At 47.3% G+C, this 16,788-nt stretch carries 12 protein-coding genes and 1 pseudogene; 9 read left to right on the top strand and 4 right to left on the bottom strand.

Going from position 1 to position 16,788, the window contains the following annotated elements; translation table 11 throughout:
- Positions 1 to 104 precede the first annotated feature (104 nt).
- Together gltX and OCV96_RS12965 are read left to right on the top strand one after the other, a co-directional pair.
- On the top strand, positions 105 to 1,565 hold the full coding sequence (gene gltX, locus OCV96_RS12970; protein WP_022312995.1) for a glutamate--tRNA ligase: 1,461 nt from the start codon (positions 105 to 107) through the stop codon (positions 1,563 to 1,565).
- A complete protein-coding gene (locus tag OCV96_RS12965; protein WP_262594684.1) occupies positions 1,558 to 3,501 on the top strand; it encodes an ATP-dependent helicase in 1,944 nt (647 codons plus the stop codon). Before gltX ends, OCV96_RS12965 begins: the two co-directional genes overlap by 8 nt.
- Here the strand turns inward: OCV96_RS12965 and OCV96_RS12960 are convergent.
- The gene (locus OCV96_RS12960; RefSeq protein ID WP_022312993.1) at positions 3,473 to 3,805 is read right to left on the bottom strand and encodes a DUF1292 domain-containing protein; all 333 of its coding nucleotides are present in this window, start codon (positions 3,803 to 3,805) and stop codon (positions 3,473 to 3,475) included. The genes OCV96_RS12965 and OCV96_RS12960 overlap by 29 nt on opposite strands.
- A 158-nt stretch (positions 3,806 to 3,963) precedes the next feature.
- Between OCV96_RS12960 and OCV96_RS12955 the strand changes: the two genes are divergently transcribed.
- Genes OCV96_RS12955 through OCV96_RS12945 form a run of 3 tightly spaced genes read left to right on the top strand, consistent with a single transcriptional unit; the run spans position 3,964 to position 6,861 of the window.
- Positions 3,964 to 5,919, top strand: a complete 1,956-nt coding sequence (locus tag OCV96_RS12955; RefSeq protein ID WP_262594683.1) for an alpha-amylase family glycosyl hydrolase — start codon at positions 3,964 to 3,966, stop codon at positions 5,917 to 5,919.
- Positions 5,920 to 5,928: 9 nt separating this feature from the next.
- Complete coding sequence (locus tag OCV96_RS12950) at positions 5,929 to 6,501, top strand: DUF5662 family protein (protein WP_118731277.1); 573 nt, start codon at positions 5,929 to 5,931, stop codon at positions 6,499 to 6,501.
- A gap of 33 nt (positions 6,502 to 6,534) precedes the next feature.
- Positions 6,535 to 6,861, top strand: a complete 327-nt coding sequence (locus OCV96_RS12945; RefSeq protein ID WP_118669515.1) for a hypothetical protein — start codon at positions 6,535 to 6,537, stop codon at positions 6,859 to 6,861.
- Between the two features lie 66 nt (positions 6,862 to 6,927).
- On the opposite strand, the pseudogene OCV96_RS19730 reads toward OCV96_RS12945, so the two are convergent.
- The 3 genes and pseudogenes from OCV96_RS19730 to OCV96_RS12925 form a co-directional block, all read right to left on the bottom strand.
- Positions 6,928 to 8,800: pseudogene (locus tag OCV96_RS19730) on the bottom strand (extracellular solute-binding protein).
- Entirely contained in the window at positions 8,797 to 9,630 is an 834-nt protein-coding gene (locus OCV96_RS12930) for an ABC transporter permease (protein WP_118669517.1), read from the bottom strand. The pseudogene OCV96_RS19730 and the gene OCV96_RS12930 overlap by 4 nt, the downstream one beginning before the upstream one ends.
- Positions 9,602 to 10,675, bottom strand: coding sequence for an ABC transporter ATP-binding protein (locus OCV96_RS12925; RefSeq protein ID WP_118669518.1), 1,074 nt, complete (start codon positions 10,673 to 10,675; stop codon positions 9,602 to 9,604). Before OCV96_RS12925 ends, OCV96_RS12930 begins: the two co-directional genes overlap by 29 nt.
- 273 nt (positions 10,676 to 10,948) lie before the next feature.
- Between OCV96_RS12925 and OCV96_RS12920 the strand changes: the two genes are divergently transcribed.
- The 4 genes from OCV96_RS12920 (at position 10,949) to OCV96_RS12905 (ending at position 16,757) form a co-directional block, all read left to right on the top strand.
- Positions 10,949 to 12,001, top strand: a complete 1,053-nt coding sequence (locus tag OCV96_RS12920; RefSeq protein WP_227064366.1) for a lactonase family protein — start codon at positions 10,949 to 10,951, stop codon at positions 11,999 to 12,001.
- Between the two features lie 240 nt (positions 12,002 to 12,241).
- Positions 12,242 to 13,483: a DUF1015 domain-containing protein gene (locus OCV96_RS12915; RefSeq protein WP_227064367.1), complete on the top strand. Its 1,242-nt coding sequence runs from the start codon at positions 12,242 to 12,244 to the stop codon at positions 13,481 to 13,483.
- 73 nt (positions 13,484 to 13,556) lie between these two features.
- Complete coding sequence (gene glgB / locus OCV96_RS12910) at positions 13,557 to 15,893, top strand: 1,4-alpha-glucan branching protein GlgB (RefSeq protein WP_227064368.1); 2,337 nt, start codon at positions 13,557 to 13,559, stop codon at positions 15,891 to 15,893.
- Between the two features lie 6 nt (positions 15,894 to 15,899).
- Positions 15,900 to 16,757 (top strand): mechanosensitive ion channel family protein, encoded by an 858-nt coding sequence (locus tag OCV96_RS12905; protein ID WP_022312982.1) that lies wholly within the window; start codon positions 15,900 to 15,902, stop codon positions 16,755 to 16,757.
- The last annotated feature ends 31 nt before the right edge of the window (positions 16,758 to 16,788 follow it).

Genomic DNA, 16,788 nt, shown 5'->3' with positions numbered 1-16,788 from the left:
GTAGTTCTGCCTTCTGAGAGAGGGCGAACAGGAATATATAAGCAGGGAAGCGTAGGCCGGAAGGTACAGAACGGATACGGATCGCCTGCGGAAATGAGGAGAAAATGACAAAGATCAGAACAAGATACGCACCCAGCCCTACCGGTAAAATGCATGTAGGTAATCTGCGGTCCGCATTATATGAATTTTTGATTGCAAAGCATGCCGGCGGAGATTTTATGCTCCGCATCGAGGATACAGATCAGGAACGTTATGTGGAAGGTGCTACCGAGATCATCTATCGTACCCTGGAGAAGACCGGACTGGTACATGACGAAGGCCCGGATAAGGACGGCGGTTATGGTCCTTACGTGCAGAGTGAACGTATGAAAACCGGTATTTATATGAAATATGCCAAGGAACTGATCGATAAGGGAGAAGCTTATTACTGTTTCTGTGACAAGGAGAGACTGGCTTCCCTGAAGACTGAAGTTGTGGATGGTAAGGAGATCACCGTATATGACAAGCACTGCCTGTCCCTGTCCAAAGAAGAGATTGAGGCAAATCTTGCCGCAGGCAAGCCTTTTGTCATTCGCCAGAACAACCCCAAGGAAGGCACCACGACTTTCCATGACGAGTTATACGGAGACATTACAGTAGATAACTCCCAGCTGGATGATATGATCCTGATCAAATCCGACGGTTACCCTACCTATAACTTTGCAAACGTGGTAGATGACCATACCATGAATATCACCCATGTGGTACGAGGCAACGAATATCTGTCCTCCTCCCCAAAATATGTACGCCTGTACGAAGCTTTCGGATGGCAGGTACCGGTATATATCCATCTGCCGCTGATCACCGATGAGAACCACAAGAAGCTGTCCAAGAGAAGCGGACATGCTTCCTTCGAGGATCTGATCGATCAGGGATTCATTACCGAAGCCATCGTGAACTATGTGGCACTGCTTGGATGGAGCCCGGAGGATAACCGCGAGATTTTCTCTCTGGATGAATTGATCAAGGAGTTCGATTACCATCGCATCAGCAAGTCCCCGGCAGTCTTCGATATCGTGAAATTGCGTTGGATGAATGGTGAATATCTGAAGGCTATGGATTTCGACAAGTTCTATGAGATGGCAGAGCCTTACCTGAAGGCAGCGATTAGCAAGCCTCTGGATCTGAAGAAGATCGCAGCCATGGTAAAGACCCGAATCGAAGTATTCCCGGATATTGCCGGACTGGTAGATTTCTTTGAGGAGCTTCCGGAATATGACGTGGCGATGTATACACACAAGAAGATGAAGACTACCGCAGAGACTTCTCTGGAGGTATTGAAAGATCTGCTTCCGATCCTGGAGGCACAGGAGGATTACAGCAATGACGGGCTGTATCAGACTCTTGTAAAATATGTGGAGGAAAAAGGCTGTAAGAACGGCTATGTGATGTGGCCGATCCGTACCGCCGTATCCGGCAAGCAGATGACACCTGCCGGTGCTACGGAGATTATGGAAGTCCTGGGCAAAGAGGAATCTCTGGCAAGAATCCGCAAAGGAATCGAGTTATTACAGGCAAATGTCTGATCTGACATGCTTAAATGCCTCCCAGCGGGAGGCTGTCACGTTCGGAGAGGGACCGCTGTTATTACTGGCGGGCCCCGGCTCCGGCAAGACATTTACCATCACCCAGAGGATCCTGTATCTGATCCGGGAACGCCGGATCACCCCGGAGAAGCTTCTGGTGATCACCTTTACCAGAGAAGCGGCTCTATCCATGAGGCAGCGCTTTGCGCAGATATCTCCACAGGAAGTGCATACCGTCAATTTTGGAACATTTCATTCTGTTTTCTATCAAATCCTGCTCCAGTCGGGCAGAATTTCATCAGGCAATATTTTAAACGACAGACAAAAAAGAGATCTTATCCTTCCCATTTTGAAGAAAATAACAGACTGTAAAAAAAGATCCGCAGCGGAAGTAACGGAGCTTGCCGGGAACTATCTTGCTGCCATCGGTTATTACAAAAATACCGGCGATATTGAGAACAGCAGAAAGAAGCTTCCGGAAGAAGAAAAACAATATTTTTCCAGGATCTATGAAGCTTATGAGGAGGCGAGAAAAAATACCGGAGGCCTTGATTTTGAGGATATGTTAAAGGAATGTGAGGAGTTTCTGCAAAGGGATCCGGTGCAGCGTACATACTGGCAGAACCGGTTTGAATATATACTGATCGATGAATTTCAGGATATCAATTACAGACAGTACAGTATCGTGAAAATTCTGGCGGAAAAACATAGAAATATTTTTGCAGTGGGGGATGATGATCAGGCCATTTACGGATTCCGCGGAGCCAGACCAGCCTGCATGAGACAGTTTGTAGAGGAATTTGGTGCAAAGCAGATCCTTCTTCGGACGAATTATCGCAGTCATCCGGATATCGTGGAGGCATCCCTGGCGGTGATAGATGAGAATAAAGACCGTTTTCATAAGGATCTGGAGCCTTGCGAGGCGCATAGACGGCAGGCAGGGGATCATAAGACTGACGCCGGATACCGGAAGGAATATCGGGTAAAAATCAGGGAATTCAGTGAGGCTTCGGAACAAATGAGGTATCTGGTACAAAGCTTGAAAAATCGGATAAATGGGGAGACCTGTGCTGTATTGTTCCGGACAAATCTGGCCATGCAGGGCGTGGCGGCGAGACTTACCGGGGAGGGGATCCCTTTTTCCATGAAAGAGAAGGGGAGAAACATTTACGACCATTTTATCGCACAGGATCTTCTGTCCTATCTGCGGATCGCGCAGGGGTGTGCTACAAGAGCGGATTACCTGAGGGTGAGCAACAGACCATATCGGAATATTTCCAGAGAGGCTTTTGGTGCCGAAGCATCTTTACCGGTTTTGAAGAAATATTATGAAGATCTGACTGCGGGAAGTCCGGACGCGGGGCAGCAAAAGGCGCAGAAAGCGGTCGGAGTATGGATACGACAGATGGAATTTGTAAAAAATACGGAACTGAAGCTTGCAATGGCATTTTTGCGTAAGGCGTGCGGCTATGAGAGATACCTGCGGATGAGAGCTGCACAGGAGGGAAAAACAGATCTGACGGAATGGCAGGAAGTGCTGGATTTTATCACGGAGGATGCGGGACGATACCGAAGCCTTGAAGAATGGCAGGAAGCACAGGAGCTTTACCGGGAACAACTGCAATGCAGGGAAACTGTAAGGAGTGGCATGCAGATGAAGCAGGAAAAACAGGAAAACAGCGGGATCACTCTGCTGACGGTACATGCGGCAAAGGGACTGGAATTCGACCATGTGTGGATCCCGGACTGTAATGAGAAGACCTTTCCCCACGGAAGCTCCCGGGAGCCGGAGCATTGTGAAGAGGAACGACGGATCTTCTATGTGGCGATGACACGGGCAAAAAAAGACCTGGAACTTCTCTGCCTTACAGGCACGAGAGAGCGTCCCAGGTTCCCTTCCAGATTCCTTATTCCTCTGAATCGTTATCATCGATGATCTCGTCAAATTCACAGCTGTCGAGATACTCATCAAAAGCATCGGCAACCTTTTCGTAGACATCATCATCTTCAATGTATGCGAGAATGGGTTCTTCATTCGGGTCATCCGGATTCTCGGAATATCCGTAGAACCATACTTCTCCGTCTTCGTTTTCGCCGTCCTCGTCCAGAGGCAACAGTACGATATAGTCCTTGGCCTCTACGGTGAGAATGGTAATGATGGCACAGTTGACAACAGTGCCGTCTTCCAGCTCCAGCTCAACGGTCATTTCTTCATCTTCATAGCTTTCTTTTTTACCCATGGGAATCCTCCTGTTATGTTTATTGGGTGTAACAGTACTTTGTTCCTTTATTATAACCGCTTACGGATATTCTTGCAATGCTTGTTTTTCTTACACTTACAGACTATAATAAAAATGGACAAAGAGACTGTAAGTGATAGAAAACTGGAAGATGGGGTATGACAATGACAGAAAAAAAGCATGCAATAAAGCCTTACCCTCTGGGGGCGCATGTGGAGGACGGAGCCATCCGTTTTGCCTATGCGTCCGGGAAAAAGGATTGCGGCATTCTCATATATGACAGAAAGAGTGGAAAAAAAACGCACAGGGTTCCGTTTCGACAGGAGGAACGGATGGGAAATGTGTACTGTAAATATCTGGAACTGGAGCCGGAAAATGTCGGGTATCAGTTCTATGAAGGGGAGCGTACTGTGCCGGATCTGCATGCACAGGGGTTCCTGCGTAAGCCTGCTTATGGGAAAATACGTAAGCCTGCGGATCGCATTGCAGTATTTCCCAACGAAGATTTTGACTGGGAACAGGATATGCACCCTATGCTTCCCTATGAAGACAGCACCTGCTATTGCCTTCATGTGCGTGGCTTTACCATGCATGCCTCATCTCAGGTAACACATCGAGGCACCTTTGCAGGGGTTGTGGAGAAGCTGGACTATCTGCAGGAAATCGGTATGACAACCGTGGAATTCCAACCGGTCTATGAATTCGATGAGACACCGGAGAAGACGGTGCCGAAGACCTCCGGAGAGCTTGCGGCCGTGGCGGGGGAAAAGAACGGAGAAGGTAAATTGCCCGGCTACCGGGTGCTGAACTATTGGGGCTATCGGGAAGGCTTCTATTATGCGCCTAAGGCAGCCTATGCGGCAGGGGAAGACCCGGCAGAAGAGTTTCGTCTTATGGTAAAAGAATTCCATAAGCGAAAAATGGAAGTGATCCTGCAGTTCTATTTCCCCCGGGGAATGGATGCGGCAGAGATCGGGAATATTTTAAGATTCTGGGTATTATCCTATCATGTGGATGGTTTTCATCTGATGGGGGAGGGAGTACCGGCTCAGATGCTGGCTGGAGATCCGGCATTGTCCGGGACAAAACTGTGGCATTATTCCTTTGATACGGAGCAACTCTATGATCCGGCAGTGAAGCCGGAATACCGGAATCTGGCGGAATACCGGGACGATTATCTGTATACCATGCGTCGTTTTCTTAAGGGAGATGACAATATGCTATCGGGCGTATTGTATGAGATGCGTCATATCCCCGCCAATATGGGACGGATCCATTATCTGTCTAATTATTACGGATTTACCCTGATGGATATGGTTTCTTATGACCATAAGCACAACGAAGCCAACGGCGAGGGCAATCGCGACGGTAACGATTATAACTGCAGCTGGAACTGTGGTGAGGAAGGACCGTCCAGACGGAAAAAAGTGCTGGCTCTCCGGCAAAAACAATTGCAGAATGCATTTTGTATGCTGTTGTTGACCCAGTCCACACCATTGATCTTCATGGGAGATGAATTCGGTAATTCCCAACAGGGAAATAACAATCCCTATTGTCAGGATAATAAAATTACCTGGCTGAACTGGCAGGATAAGGAGAAAAATGCGGAATTATTGAATTTCTGGAAACAGATGATCGCTTTCCGGAAAGCTCACCCGATCCTGCACCCTGTCGAAGAACTGCGAATCCTGGACAGCCTGTCCTGTGGTTATCCGGATCTGTCCTATCACGGACAGAATGCCTGGAGGCCCCAGACAGAGAGCTATAACCGGCATGTAGGCATTATGTACTGCGGAAAGTATGCAAAGACACCACAGGGTGGGGAGGATTCTTTCCTCTATGTTGCCATGAATATGCACTGGGAGCCGCAGAAACTGGCATTTCCAAAGCTGCCGAAGGGTATGGAATGGAATCTTGTGCTGGCAACGGAGAAGGCGGAAGATACTCTGACAGTGCAGGAGAAAGAAGAACAGTCCAGAGAGCAGACGGGGATCATTGCCCCCAGAAGTATTGCCGTATATGAAGGCGTTGTGATGGCAGCATCACAGGACAAGGAGAAAAAAGTTTCGGCAAGATCTTTAAAAAAGAAAACAGATGCTGCCGGAGAAAGATGATAGAACGAAATGAATATCTGGAAACATTTTAAAACGATCACACATCATAAGATCCTTGTGGCAAAGGGCTGCTTTAAGGTAAGTCTGTATAAACAGGGATTGTTGCATGATATGTCCAAGTATAGTCCCACAGAGTTCTGGGTAGGGGCAAAATACTATCAGGGGACACGCAGCCCAAACAATGCGGAACGAGAAGACATCGGTTATTCCAGCGCCTGGCTGCACCATAAGGGCCGGAATAAACATCATTACGAATACTGGATCGATTACAGCATGCAGGCACTGCCCGGTGGAATGGCTCCGGTGCCGATGCCGGATAAGTATATTGCGGAAATGATCATGGATCGGATCGCTGCCAGCAAGGTCTATATGGGAGGCGAATACACGGACAGGTCTCCTCTTGATTACTATTATCAGGGGACAGATAGGGCACCCATTCATCCGGAGACGAAGACAAAATTGCTATATGTGCTGGAAATGCTGGCAGAGGAGGGAGAGGAGAAGACCTTCCGGTTTATCAAAGAGGAACTGGTGCAGCATAAACGGTGTATGGACTGGCACCAGCTGGAGAAAGCGGAATAGAATAGTAAAAAACAGTGGTAAGTAGAGGATCCTATGAACTGTATCATTCTGTTATTGTTACTATTTTGTGGTGGAAATTCCTGTAGCAACGGCTGTAGCTGTATAGGAAACAGCAATCGCAGCTCCTGCGGAAACAACAATTCCTGTGGGAATTCCAATAACTCCTGCGGAAGCAGTAGTTCCTGTGGCAGCTCGAATGCCTGCGGCGCACGTTGTCTGGAAGACGAGGGACGCGGTGGAGACAGAGACCGCAGACCGCCCAGACCGGATTTCCCGAATTTCACACCGGTGGATGATCCGGCATTTTCCAGGAGAAATGACGGAAGATGCGAGACCTGTGGATGTGAGCAGAATTCCTGAAAATATGGGTAACAGGAAAGCCCCGGAACTGTCTTGGCAGTTCAGGGGCTTGTTTTGTCTGAAAGACTAGTTGGACATAACTTCTTTCCAGTATTTGTTGTAGAGTTCTTCGCCGTCCTCTCCGAGGTACAGGAAGGTCTCCAGATTGTTATACTGCGTCAGATCCGGGAAAGCAATGGGAGAATTCTTCAGATCTTCATCCTCGATCAGCTCTCTGGCGGCGGTATTAGGAGTACCGTAGGTGATGTACTCGAAATTCTTCAGTGCTACATCCGGATGACACATGAAATCGATGAATTTCTCCGCATTTTCCTTGTTGGGAGCATTCTTCGGGATTACCCAGCCATCGATCCAGACATTGGTGCCTTCCTCGGGAATTACGAAATCCAGATCCTCATTTTCGCTCATAACATAAAGAGCATCGCCGGAGAACATAACACCCATGGCAGCCTCGCCACCGATCATTTTATCACGTACCTGATCTACTACATAGGCCTGTACCAGAGGCTTCTGGGCAATCAGATCCTCTGTGGCAATCTGCAGTTCGGATTCGTCCAGACTGTTGGAAGAGAAGCCGTTCTTTTTCAGTGCCACCATGAAGCAGTCCTTGATGGAATCCATCATCAGGATTTCATCGGAATACTTTTCATCCCAGAGATCAGCCCATTTGGTGGGAGGGGTATCTACCAGAGTCTTATTATAGATGATTCCTACAGTTCCCCAGCAGTAGGGAACACAGTACTTGTTGCCGGGATCGTAAGCGGCAGCCTGCTCATAATACTCGGCACCGATGTTTTCCTTGGCATTGGGGATCTTGTCATAATCCAGTTCCTGGATCAGGTCGTTTTCAATCATTTTCTGTACCATGTAATCGGAAGGACATACCACATCATAAGCGGAAGAACCAGCTTCTACCTTGGGATACATGATCTCGTTGGTCTCGAACTCATCGTAGACCACTTTGATTCCGGTCTCTTTTTCGAACATGGTGATCGTATCGGGATCGATATATTCACCCCAGTTGTAGACGATGACTTCACCGTTTTCACCACCGGCGGAAGAGGACCCGCAGCCGGTCAGAGCAGTTGCGGTAAGGATACCGCACAGAAGCAGTGCAATAAATTTTTTCATTTCTTTTCCTCCTGAATCTATTTTCAAAGAATTATTTCTTCTTCTTTGCCATGGGCATGTAGTTCACCAGTAAAAGCAGAACCAGTACCGTCACAAAAATGATGGTGGACAATGCATACATTTCCGGCTTGATGCCCTTCTTTACCTCAGTGTAGATTTTGGTGGACAGTGTGTCGACACCGGGACCTTTGGTAAAGTGGGTAATGATAAAATCATCCAGTGACATGGTAAATGCCATCAGGAAACCGGAAAGGATACCCGGCAGGATATCCGGAAATACCACCTTGAAAAAGGCGTAGGTCTGGGAAGCACCCAGGTCAAGGGCGGCCTCATACGTGCTGGGGTTCAACTGCTTCATACGGGGCATTACGCTTAAGATCACATAAGGAATATTAAACGTAATGTGTGACAGCAGAATCGTACCAAAACCAAATTTGGCTCCAAGGCTTAAGAACAGAAGCATCAGGGAGATACCGGTAACAATCTCTGCGTTCAGCATGGGAATATTTGTGATTCCCATAAGGATCGTACGGCTGGTACGCTTCATGGATTGCATGGCAATACAGGCAATCGTACCAATGAAGGTGGCAATCAGTGCAGACAACACAGCCAGCGCCAGTGTATTCCACAGAGCCTGCATGATCTGTTCGTTCTGGAACAGGGCAGCATACCATTTGGTCGTAAAACCTCCCCATTTTGCACGGGTCTTGCTGGCGTTGAAGGAGAGTACGATCAAGGTAACGATGGGGGCATACAAAAAGATAAAGATCAGCCCCAGATATATTTTCTGTGCTGTTGTTTTGATCATAATGTGTTCGCCTCCCCCTCTTTATCCGTGATTACGGAGATCACCATATTGAAGATAATGAACAGCATCAGTACGATGGAAAGTCCGCTTCCCAGATTCCAGTTGCCGGTCTGGGTAAATTCCTGTTCGATGACATTACCAATGAGCAGGATTTTGCTGCCGCCTAAGATCTTACTGATCACGAAAGTGGTCAGGGCGGGGACAAATACCATAGTGATACCGCTGAACATGCCGGGCAGACTTAAGGGGAAGATGATCCGTACAAAGGTCTGCACACCGTTGGCACCAAGATCATAAGCGGCGTTGATTACGCTCTTGTCGATCTTGACCAGTACATTATAAAGAGGCAGTACCATAAAAGGCAAAAAGTTGTATACCATACCCAGTACGATGGCAGAGGGTGTATTAATAATATTTAACGCCGGCAGATGCAGGGTGGAGAGGATGCTGTTGATGACACCTGTCTTCTCAAGCAGTGTCTGCCATGCCAGGGTACGAAGCAGGAAGTTCATCCACATGGGCAGGATAAAGATCAATACCAGAAACGAGTTCTGGTTGACATTCATGTTACACAGGATCATGGCAAGGGGATATGCCAGAAGCAGGCAGATCACAGTGCTGATCACGGATAACTTCAGCGCTTCCCACAGAGCCTTGGAATGCTCGGCGGTTGCGATCGCCAGAATATTATCCAGCGTAAAAGCACCGCTCTTATCGGTCAGACCATAGTAGAAGACCATGCACAGGGGCACGATGACAAACATGGCTGACCAGAAGATAAAAGGGAGCGATAATAATTTTTTATTCATTGACACCAATCGCCTCCTCATCCTCGGATTCCGGCTTCTTCATGATCTGGATGTTGAACGGATCCACTTTGATGCCGACTTTGGTCCCCACAGGAACCATTTTCGTGGACTGTACCAGCCACTCGAAACCGTTGGCCATAACTTCCATTTCGTAATGGACACCTTTGAAAATGGAATGGGTCAGTGTACCATGGATAATACCTTCTTCCGGTGCTACCAGCTCCACGTCCTCGGGACGGATGACTACGTCGACGGGCTTGTTTTCTCCGAAACCGGTATCCACACAGTCAAAGCGGGCACCAAGGATCTCTACCAGACGATCTCTGATCATGGTTGCACCGATAATGTTACTGTCACCGATGAAGTCGGCAACGAAAGCGTTCTCCGGCTCGTTGTAGATACTTTCGGGAGTGCCGATCTGCTGGATATAGCCCTGGTTCATGACCACGATGGTATCGGACATGGTCAGAGCCTCCTCCTGGTCGTGGGTGACATAGATAAAGGTAATTCCCAACTCATTTTTCAGACGGATCAGTTCGTACTGCATGTCCTGACGCAGTTTCAGATCCAGTGCACCCAGAGGCTCATCCAACAGCAGAAGCTTGGGCTCATTTACGATAGCACGGGCAATGGCGATACGCTGCTGCTGACCGCCGCTTAAGGAATCCGGCATACGGTTCTCGAAACCGTCCAGATTGACTAACTTCAGGGCATATTTAATTTTATCATTAATATAAGATTTACTTTTACCGCTGATCTTTAATCCGAAAGCAATGTTCTCCGCAATGGTCATATGAGGGAAAAGAGCATACTTCTGGAATACGGTATTTAAATTGCGCTTATTGGGTGGAAGGTTAGTGATATCCCGGCCTTCGAAAATGACCTGACCTTTATCAGGGGTCTCGAAACCGCCCAAGATACGGAGGGTTGTAGTCTTTCCGCAGCCACTGGGGCCCAACAGAGTCAGAAACTCGTTCTCGCGGATGTACAGATTGAGATCATCCAGAACCATCTGATTGTCAAATGATTTTGAGATGTTCACTAAATTGACTAAAGCATTTTTCATCAATTTTTTCCTTCCTGATGTAAAAAATCCTGCAAAAAATCTTCGAAAAACCTAAATGAAAATTTTTTGCAAGTCGAATTAATATTATACGTAAATACACGGAAAGTCAATGTGAAGTTTTGCAATTTCTGGCCTAATTTACATAAACTTTACCCTGTGGAAAAAACAGGAGTATTTTTCGGGAATTTTGCAGAAAAAATGTTTCACAATTTTCAGAATTGTGCTATATTTATAAACATAAAAAAGACATAGAACGCTAAGGAGGATCCGGTCATGAGCAAGGGAAAATATGTTGCCTACATTTCCAGTTACACACAGGGGGACAGTCATGGCATCAGAATATATGATGTGGATATGAAAAACGGCCGTTTTAAGGAGAAAGATAAGGTAGAGATCACGAACTCTTCCTATCTGACCATTTCCCACAACGGAAAGTTTCTTTATTCTATAACGGATTTTGGTGTGGAGGCTTATACCATCCAGCCGGACGGAGATCTGGAGCTGATCAACTTTGCACCAATCAATGGTATGAGAGGCTGCTATGTTTCTACGGATTATACGGATCGGTATCTGTTTGTAGCCGGTTATCATGACGGTAAGCTGACAGTACTCAGACTGAAAGAGGACGGTTCCATCGGCGAAATCACTGATGAAATCTACCACAAGGGTCTGGGCAGTATGGCAGAGCGGAATTTCCGTCCCCATATCAACTGTGCCCGCATGACACATGATAATAAGTATCTTCTGGTGGCAGATCAGGGTATGGATCATGTCAATGTATATCGTTTTGATGTGGAGAAGGGCAAGGTAAAGCTGGAGGATATCATCCGCAGTGAGATGGAATCCGCACCCCGTCATATCAAGATTTCCGAGGATGGCAAGTATATTTACATTCTCCATGAATTAAAGTGTTATATTGATGTATACGAATATGCGGACAATAATAACGACCCTACCTTTGAGAAGATCCAGACGGTAGAGTTGATCAAGCTGACCAGAGGCAACACTAACAGTGCCAGCGCCTTCAGTTTTTCATTGGATTACAATTATCTGCTCAGTTCCATTGCAGGGGATAATTCTGTTATCGTATTTGATGTAGACAAGAAGACAGGACTTTTGAAGAAGAACTTCCTGCTGCCGATCAGCGGTGAGTATCCCAAGGATGCAGAGTTTTTCCCGGACAATAAGTTTCTGGTGTCTTTGAATCATGAAAGTAATACGATGACCTTCTTCCATATTGATCTGGAGCATGGAACGATGATCATGAATGGACCGGCAATGAAGGTCAATATGCCCAACTGTATTTTGTTCCATAAGTTGGGGTAGGTATTATTTTAGTAATAACCCCCCGCAGCCTCGGCTGGGGTAAGAAACGCGGCACGCTTTCGCTCTGTCGCAGAGCGTAACGGCACATAAGCGGTCAGAATACGCCCGCTAAGTGCCGACGTCTGCTTACGGCCTGCTTATTCTTACACCCATCCGGGGCTGCTTGCTTATTTAAATAACCTTGTGATATGAGATGGGATTTGGTAAAATAAGAACATATAGAAATTGGGAGGTAGGAGTATGGCACAGATCAGACCATTTAGGGCATATCGTCCCTGCCAGGGGATGGAGAAAAGGATTGCGGCGCTTCCTTATGATGTATATAACAGGGAGGAAGCGTGTGAAGTGGTGAAGAAGAATCCGGACTCTTTTCTGGCGGTTGATCGGGCGGAGACGCAGTTTGGCGAGGAAGTAGACACATATGCGGACTGTGTGTATGAGAAAGCGGATCAGCTGCTTCGGGAGAAAATTCAGGAAGGAAAATTTGTACAGGATCCGACGCCATGTTTCTATCTGTATGAACTGACCATGGACGGGAACAGCCAGACTGGTGTAGTGGCTTGTGCCTCTATTGACGATTACCGGAACAATGTGATCAAAAAGCATGAAAATACCAGAGCGGATAAGGAGGAAGACCGTATCCACCATGTAGATACCTGCAGTATGCAGACGGGGCCCATTTTCCTGGCATATCGGGCGAAAGAGGAACTGCAGAACAAGATCGGAGAGATCAAAACACAGACACCGGTATACGATTTTGTCAGTGAGGACGGCATCGAACATCGTGTGTGGGTGATTTCGGAGGCTGCGGATGTGGCAATGATTGAAGAGGCGTTTGCAAAGATCCCGGCTATTTATATTGCGGACGGTCATCATCGTTGTGCCTCAGCGGTAAAGGTGGGATTAAAGCGCAGAGAGCAGCATCCGGATTATACGGGAGAAGAGGAATTCAATTATTTCCTGTCGGTGATTTTCCCAGATGAAGAACTGCAGATCCTGGATTATAACCGGGTGGTGAAGGATTTAAACGGTATGGATGTCGATGCGTTCCTGGCAGCCATCGAAGAACATTTTATGATAGAGAAAAAAGGACGTATTCCTTACCGGCCGGAGAAAAAAGGAGCTTTCGGTATGTTCCTGGAAGATGAGTGGTACTGTCTTACAGCGAAGAAGGAGATTCGGAGCGAAGATGCTGTGGAAGGACTGGATGTATCTCTTTTACAAAATTACCTGTTGAATCCTGTTCTGGGAATCGAAGATCCAAAGACAGATAAGCGGATCGATTTTGTGGGAGGTATCCGGGGACTTGCGGAACTGGAGCGGAGAGTACATACCGATATGAAGGTGGCATTTTCCATGTATCCTACTTCCATCGGGGAACTTTTTGCAGTGGCGGATGCGGGACGTCTGATGCCTCCGAAGTCCACCTGGTTCGAGCCGAAGCTGCGCAGCGGTCTGTTTCTGCATGAGATAGAGCGGTAATACCTACGACCGGATAAGCAAAATAGTGACAGAATAGAATGCAGCAGACTACACGCCGCAGAAAAGAGGGAATATGACAAACAAACTTTATAAACTGATGAACTGGGCAAAGATAGAAGAAATCACTTATGCTGAATGTGATAATCCCCATGAACTGTTAGGACCTCATAAGCAGGGAAGTAAAATGCTGGTACAGGCATTCTTCCCGGGAGCAGAAAAGGTGACGATCCACTGGAAGAAGACAGGACAGGTAGGCGAAGCTTTTCTGGCAGATGTCCCTATGGAACAGGCAGACGAAGAAGGTTATTTCGCAGCCCTGATAAATGCCGGGAAGATGGCACCTTATGAATATGTGGTGGAATATGGAAAGACAGAAGAGCGTGAAGCCCACAGAATGATCTGCGGCGATGCTTACCGGCATGTTCCCCAGATCACGAAGGAAGATATGGATCGTTTTGCAGTCGGTGTTCATTACACCATTTATGAAAAACTGGGCGCACATCCCATGGAACTGGACGGAGAGAGTGGAACCTATTTTGCCGTCTGGGCACCGAACGCCATGCGCATCAGTGTAGTGGGGGATTTCAACGGATGGGACGGACGAATCCACCAGATGAGACGCCTGGGAGATTCCGGTATTTTCGAATTGTTCATTCCCGGCGCAGAAGCAGGAGACTGCTATAAATATGAATTGAAGATCAAAGGTGGACTGACTTATCTGAAAGCAGACCCTTACGGCAACGCCGCGCAGAAGAGACCGGAGACAGCTTCCGTCATCGCTGACCTGCGAGATTTTTCGTGGGATGACAGCGAATTCTTGAAAAAAAGGGAAAGCTACCAGTGCGGAAATGCTCCGGTCAGTGTGTATGAAATGTATCTGGGAAGCTTTGTGACGCCGGACGAGGGACAGGATTATGCGAACTATCGTGAGATCGCTCCGAAGGTCATTGACTATGTAAAAAAAATGGGATACACCCATGTGGAACTGATGCCGGTTATGGAACATCCTCTGGATGCTTCCTGGGGCTATCAGGTGATCGGTTATTATGCCCCTACCGCCAGATACGGTACACCGGAGGACTTTATGTTCTTCGTGAATGAACTGCATAAGGCGGGAATCGGCGTGATCCTTGACTGGGTACCGGCACATTTTCCCAGAGATACTTACGGTTTGTCCGGCTTTGACGGCACCTGTCTCTATGAGCATCAGGATCCCAGGCAGGGAAGCCATCCTCACTGGGGAACGCTGATCTACAACTACGGCCGTCCCCAGGTATCCAATTACCTGATCGCCAATGCTTTATTCTGGGTGGAAAAATATCATGCAGACGGTATCCGGATGGATGCGGTAGCCAGTATGCTTTATCTGGACTACGGCAAACAGGACGGGGAATGGATTCCCAATATGTACGGTGGTAATGAGAATCTGGAAGCCATCGAGCTGATCAAACACTTTAATTCAATCCTCAAAAAGAGAGATCCCGGGGTATTGTCCATTGCAGAGGAAAGCACGGCATTTCCCATGATCACCGGATCACTGGATGAAGGCGGACTGGGATTTGACCTGAAGTGGAACATGGGCTTCATGAATGACTATCTGGATTATATCAAATACGATCCCTATTTCCGCAGCCACCACCACGGAGAGCTTACTTTCAGCATGATCTATGCCTACAGTGAGAAGTTCATGCTGGTATTTTCCCATGATGAAGTGGTACACGGCAAGGGAACTCTGCTTGGTAAAATGCCTGGAGACAGGGCACAGAAGCTTGCTAATTTACGTCTGACTTACGGTTATATGATGACCCATCCCGGCAAGAAGCTTCTCTTCATGGGACAGGATCTGGCGGAAGAGAAAGAATGGAACGAAATGCGTCAGGTAGAGTGGCAGCTGGAGGAACAGAAGGAAAATGCCGGTGTCCAGAAACTGGTGAAGGATCTGAATGTACTTTACAGAGAGAATAAGGCATTGTATGAATGCGATGATCAGGCCAAAGGCTTCCAGTGGATGAACGAGATCTCTGCCAATGAATGCTATGTAAGCTTTGTGCGTAAGGGAGAAGAGGCAGAGGAACTGCTTCTGGTCGTAGCAAACTTCTCCGGAGTACCCAGAGAGATCACCACAGGTGTGCCTTACGAGGGAAAATACAAGGAGATCCTGAACACGGATGCTGTGCAATATGGCGGTACCGGTGTGGTCAATGACCGTGTGAAACGTGCGGAGGACGTGGAATGGGATGACAAAAAGCAGTCCGTTACCGTGAAAATGGCTCCCCTTTCCTTAAGCATTCTGCAGTTTATTCCTTATACCGAGGCAGAACTGGAAAAAGTGATCGAGAAACGTATCCGCAAGAATACACCGATCCGCAAGACCGCAGGCAAGACTACAAAAAGAAAACAGGAGAAATAAGGCAACATGGATCTGACAGATAACGTAATTGAAGAGGTGCAGAAAAAAGAAGGACTGATCGCATCTTTCCTGGATACCCTGCCGGAAAAGGCACTGAATCTTGGCATCCGGATCGGACTGGCACTGGTATTCTTTTTCATTGGAATGCAGCTGATCAGGCTGATCCGCAAGATCATCCGTAAATCTATGAACCGGGCGGGAGCAGAGATCGGTGTGATCCAGTTCGTGGACTCTTTTGTAAAAGCTTCTTTATATATAATACTGATCCTGACACTGGCGTCCTCCTTCGGCGTGGACGCAGCCAGCATTGTTGCGTTGCTGGGATCGGCCGGCGTGGCCATCGGTCTGGCAGTGCAGGGAAGTCTGTCTAATCTGGCGGGCGGTGTGCTGATTTTATTATTGAAGCCGTTTAAGGTGGGAGATTACATTGTGGAAGGCTCCTCCGGTAAGGAAGGTACAGTAAAAGAGATCCAGATCTTCTATACAAAGCTGTTAACCTATGATAATCAGACGATTATTCTTCCAAACGGCAATCTGGCAAATAACACCATTGTGAATGTCACTGCTGCCGAATCCAGGCGATGTGATGTGAAGGTGTCTATTGCTTACAGCGCAGATATTAAGAAGGCAAAGGAAGTTCTGACAAAGGTTCTCTCTGAAGATCCCGATACTATAAAGGAAAGAGAGCATTTTGTATTTGTAGATGAACTGGCAGACTCCGGAATCAACCTATGTGTACGCTGCTGGTTCAAAAATGAGGATTTCTGGCAGGGAAAATGGCGTATTACCGAACAGTGTAAGTATGCACTTGATAAAGCAGAAATTGAAATACCGTTCCCGCAGATGGATGTGCATATGCGTTAATTAAAAATAGATATTGAATTTTACAGACTAT

Origin of the sequence: Waltera acetigignens (genome assembly GCF_025567015.1) — a bacterium.
In the GTDB taxonomy this organism is placed as follows: domain Bacteria; phylum Bacillota; class Clostridia; order Lachnospirales; family Lachnospiraceae; genus Acetatifactor; species Acetatifactor acetigignens.
Note: the sequence above shows the minus strand (reverse complement) of the source record. Positions and strands in the feature narration are given on the sequence as shown.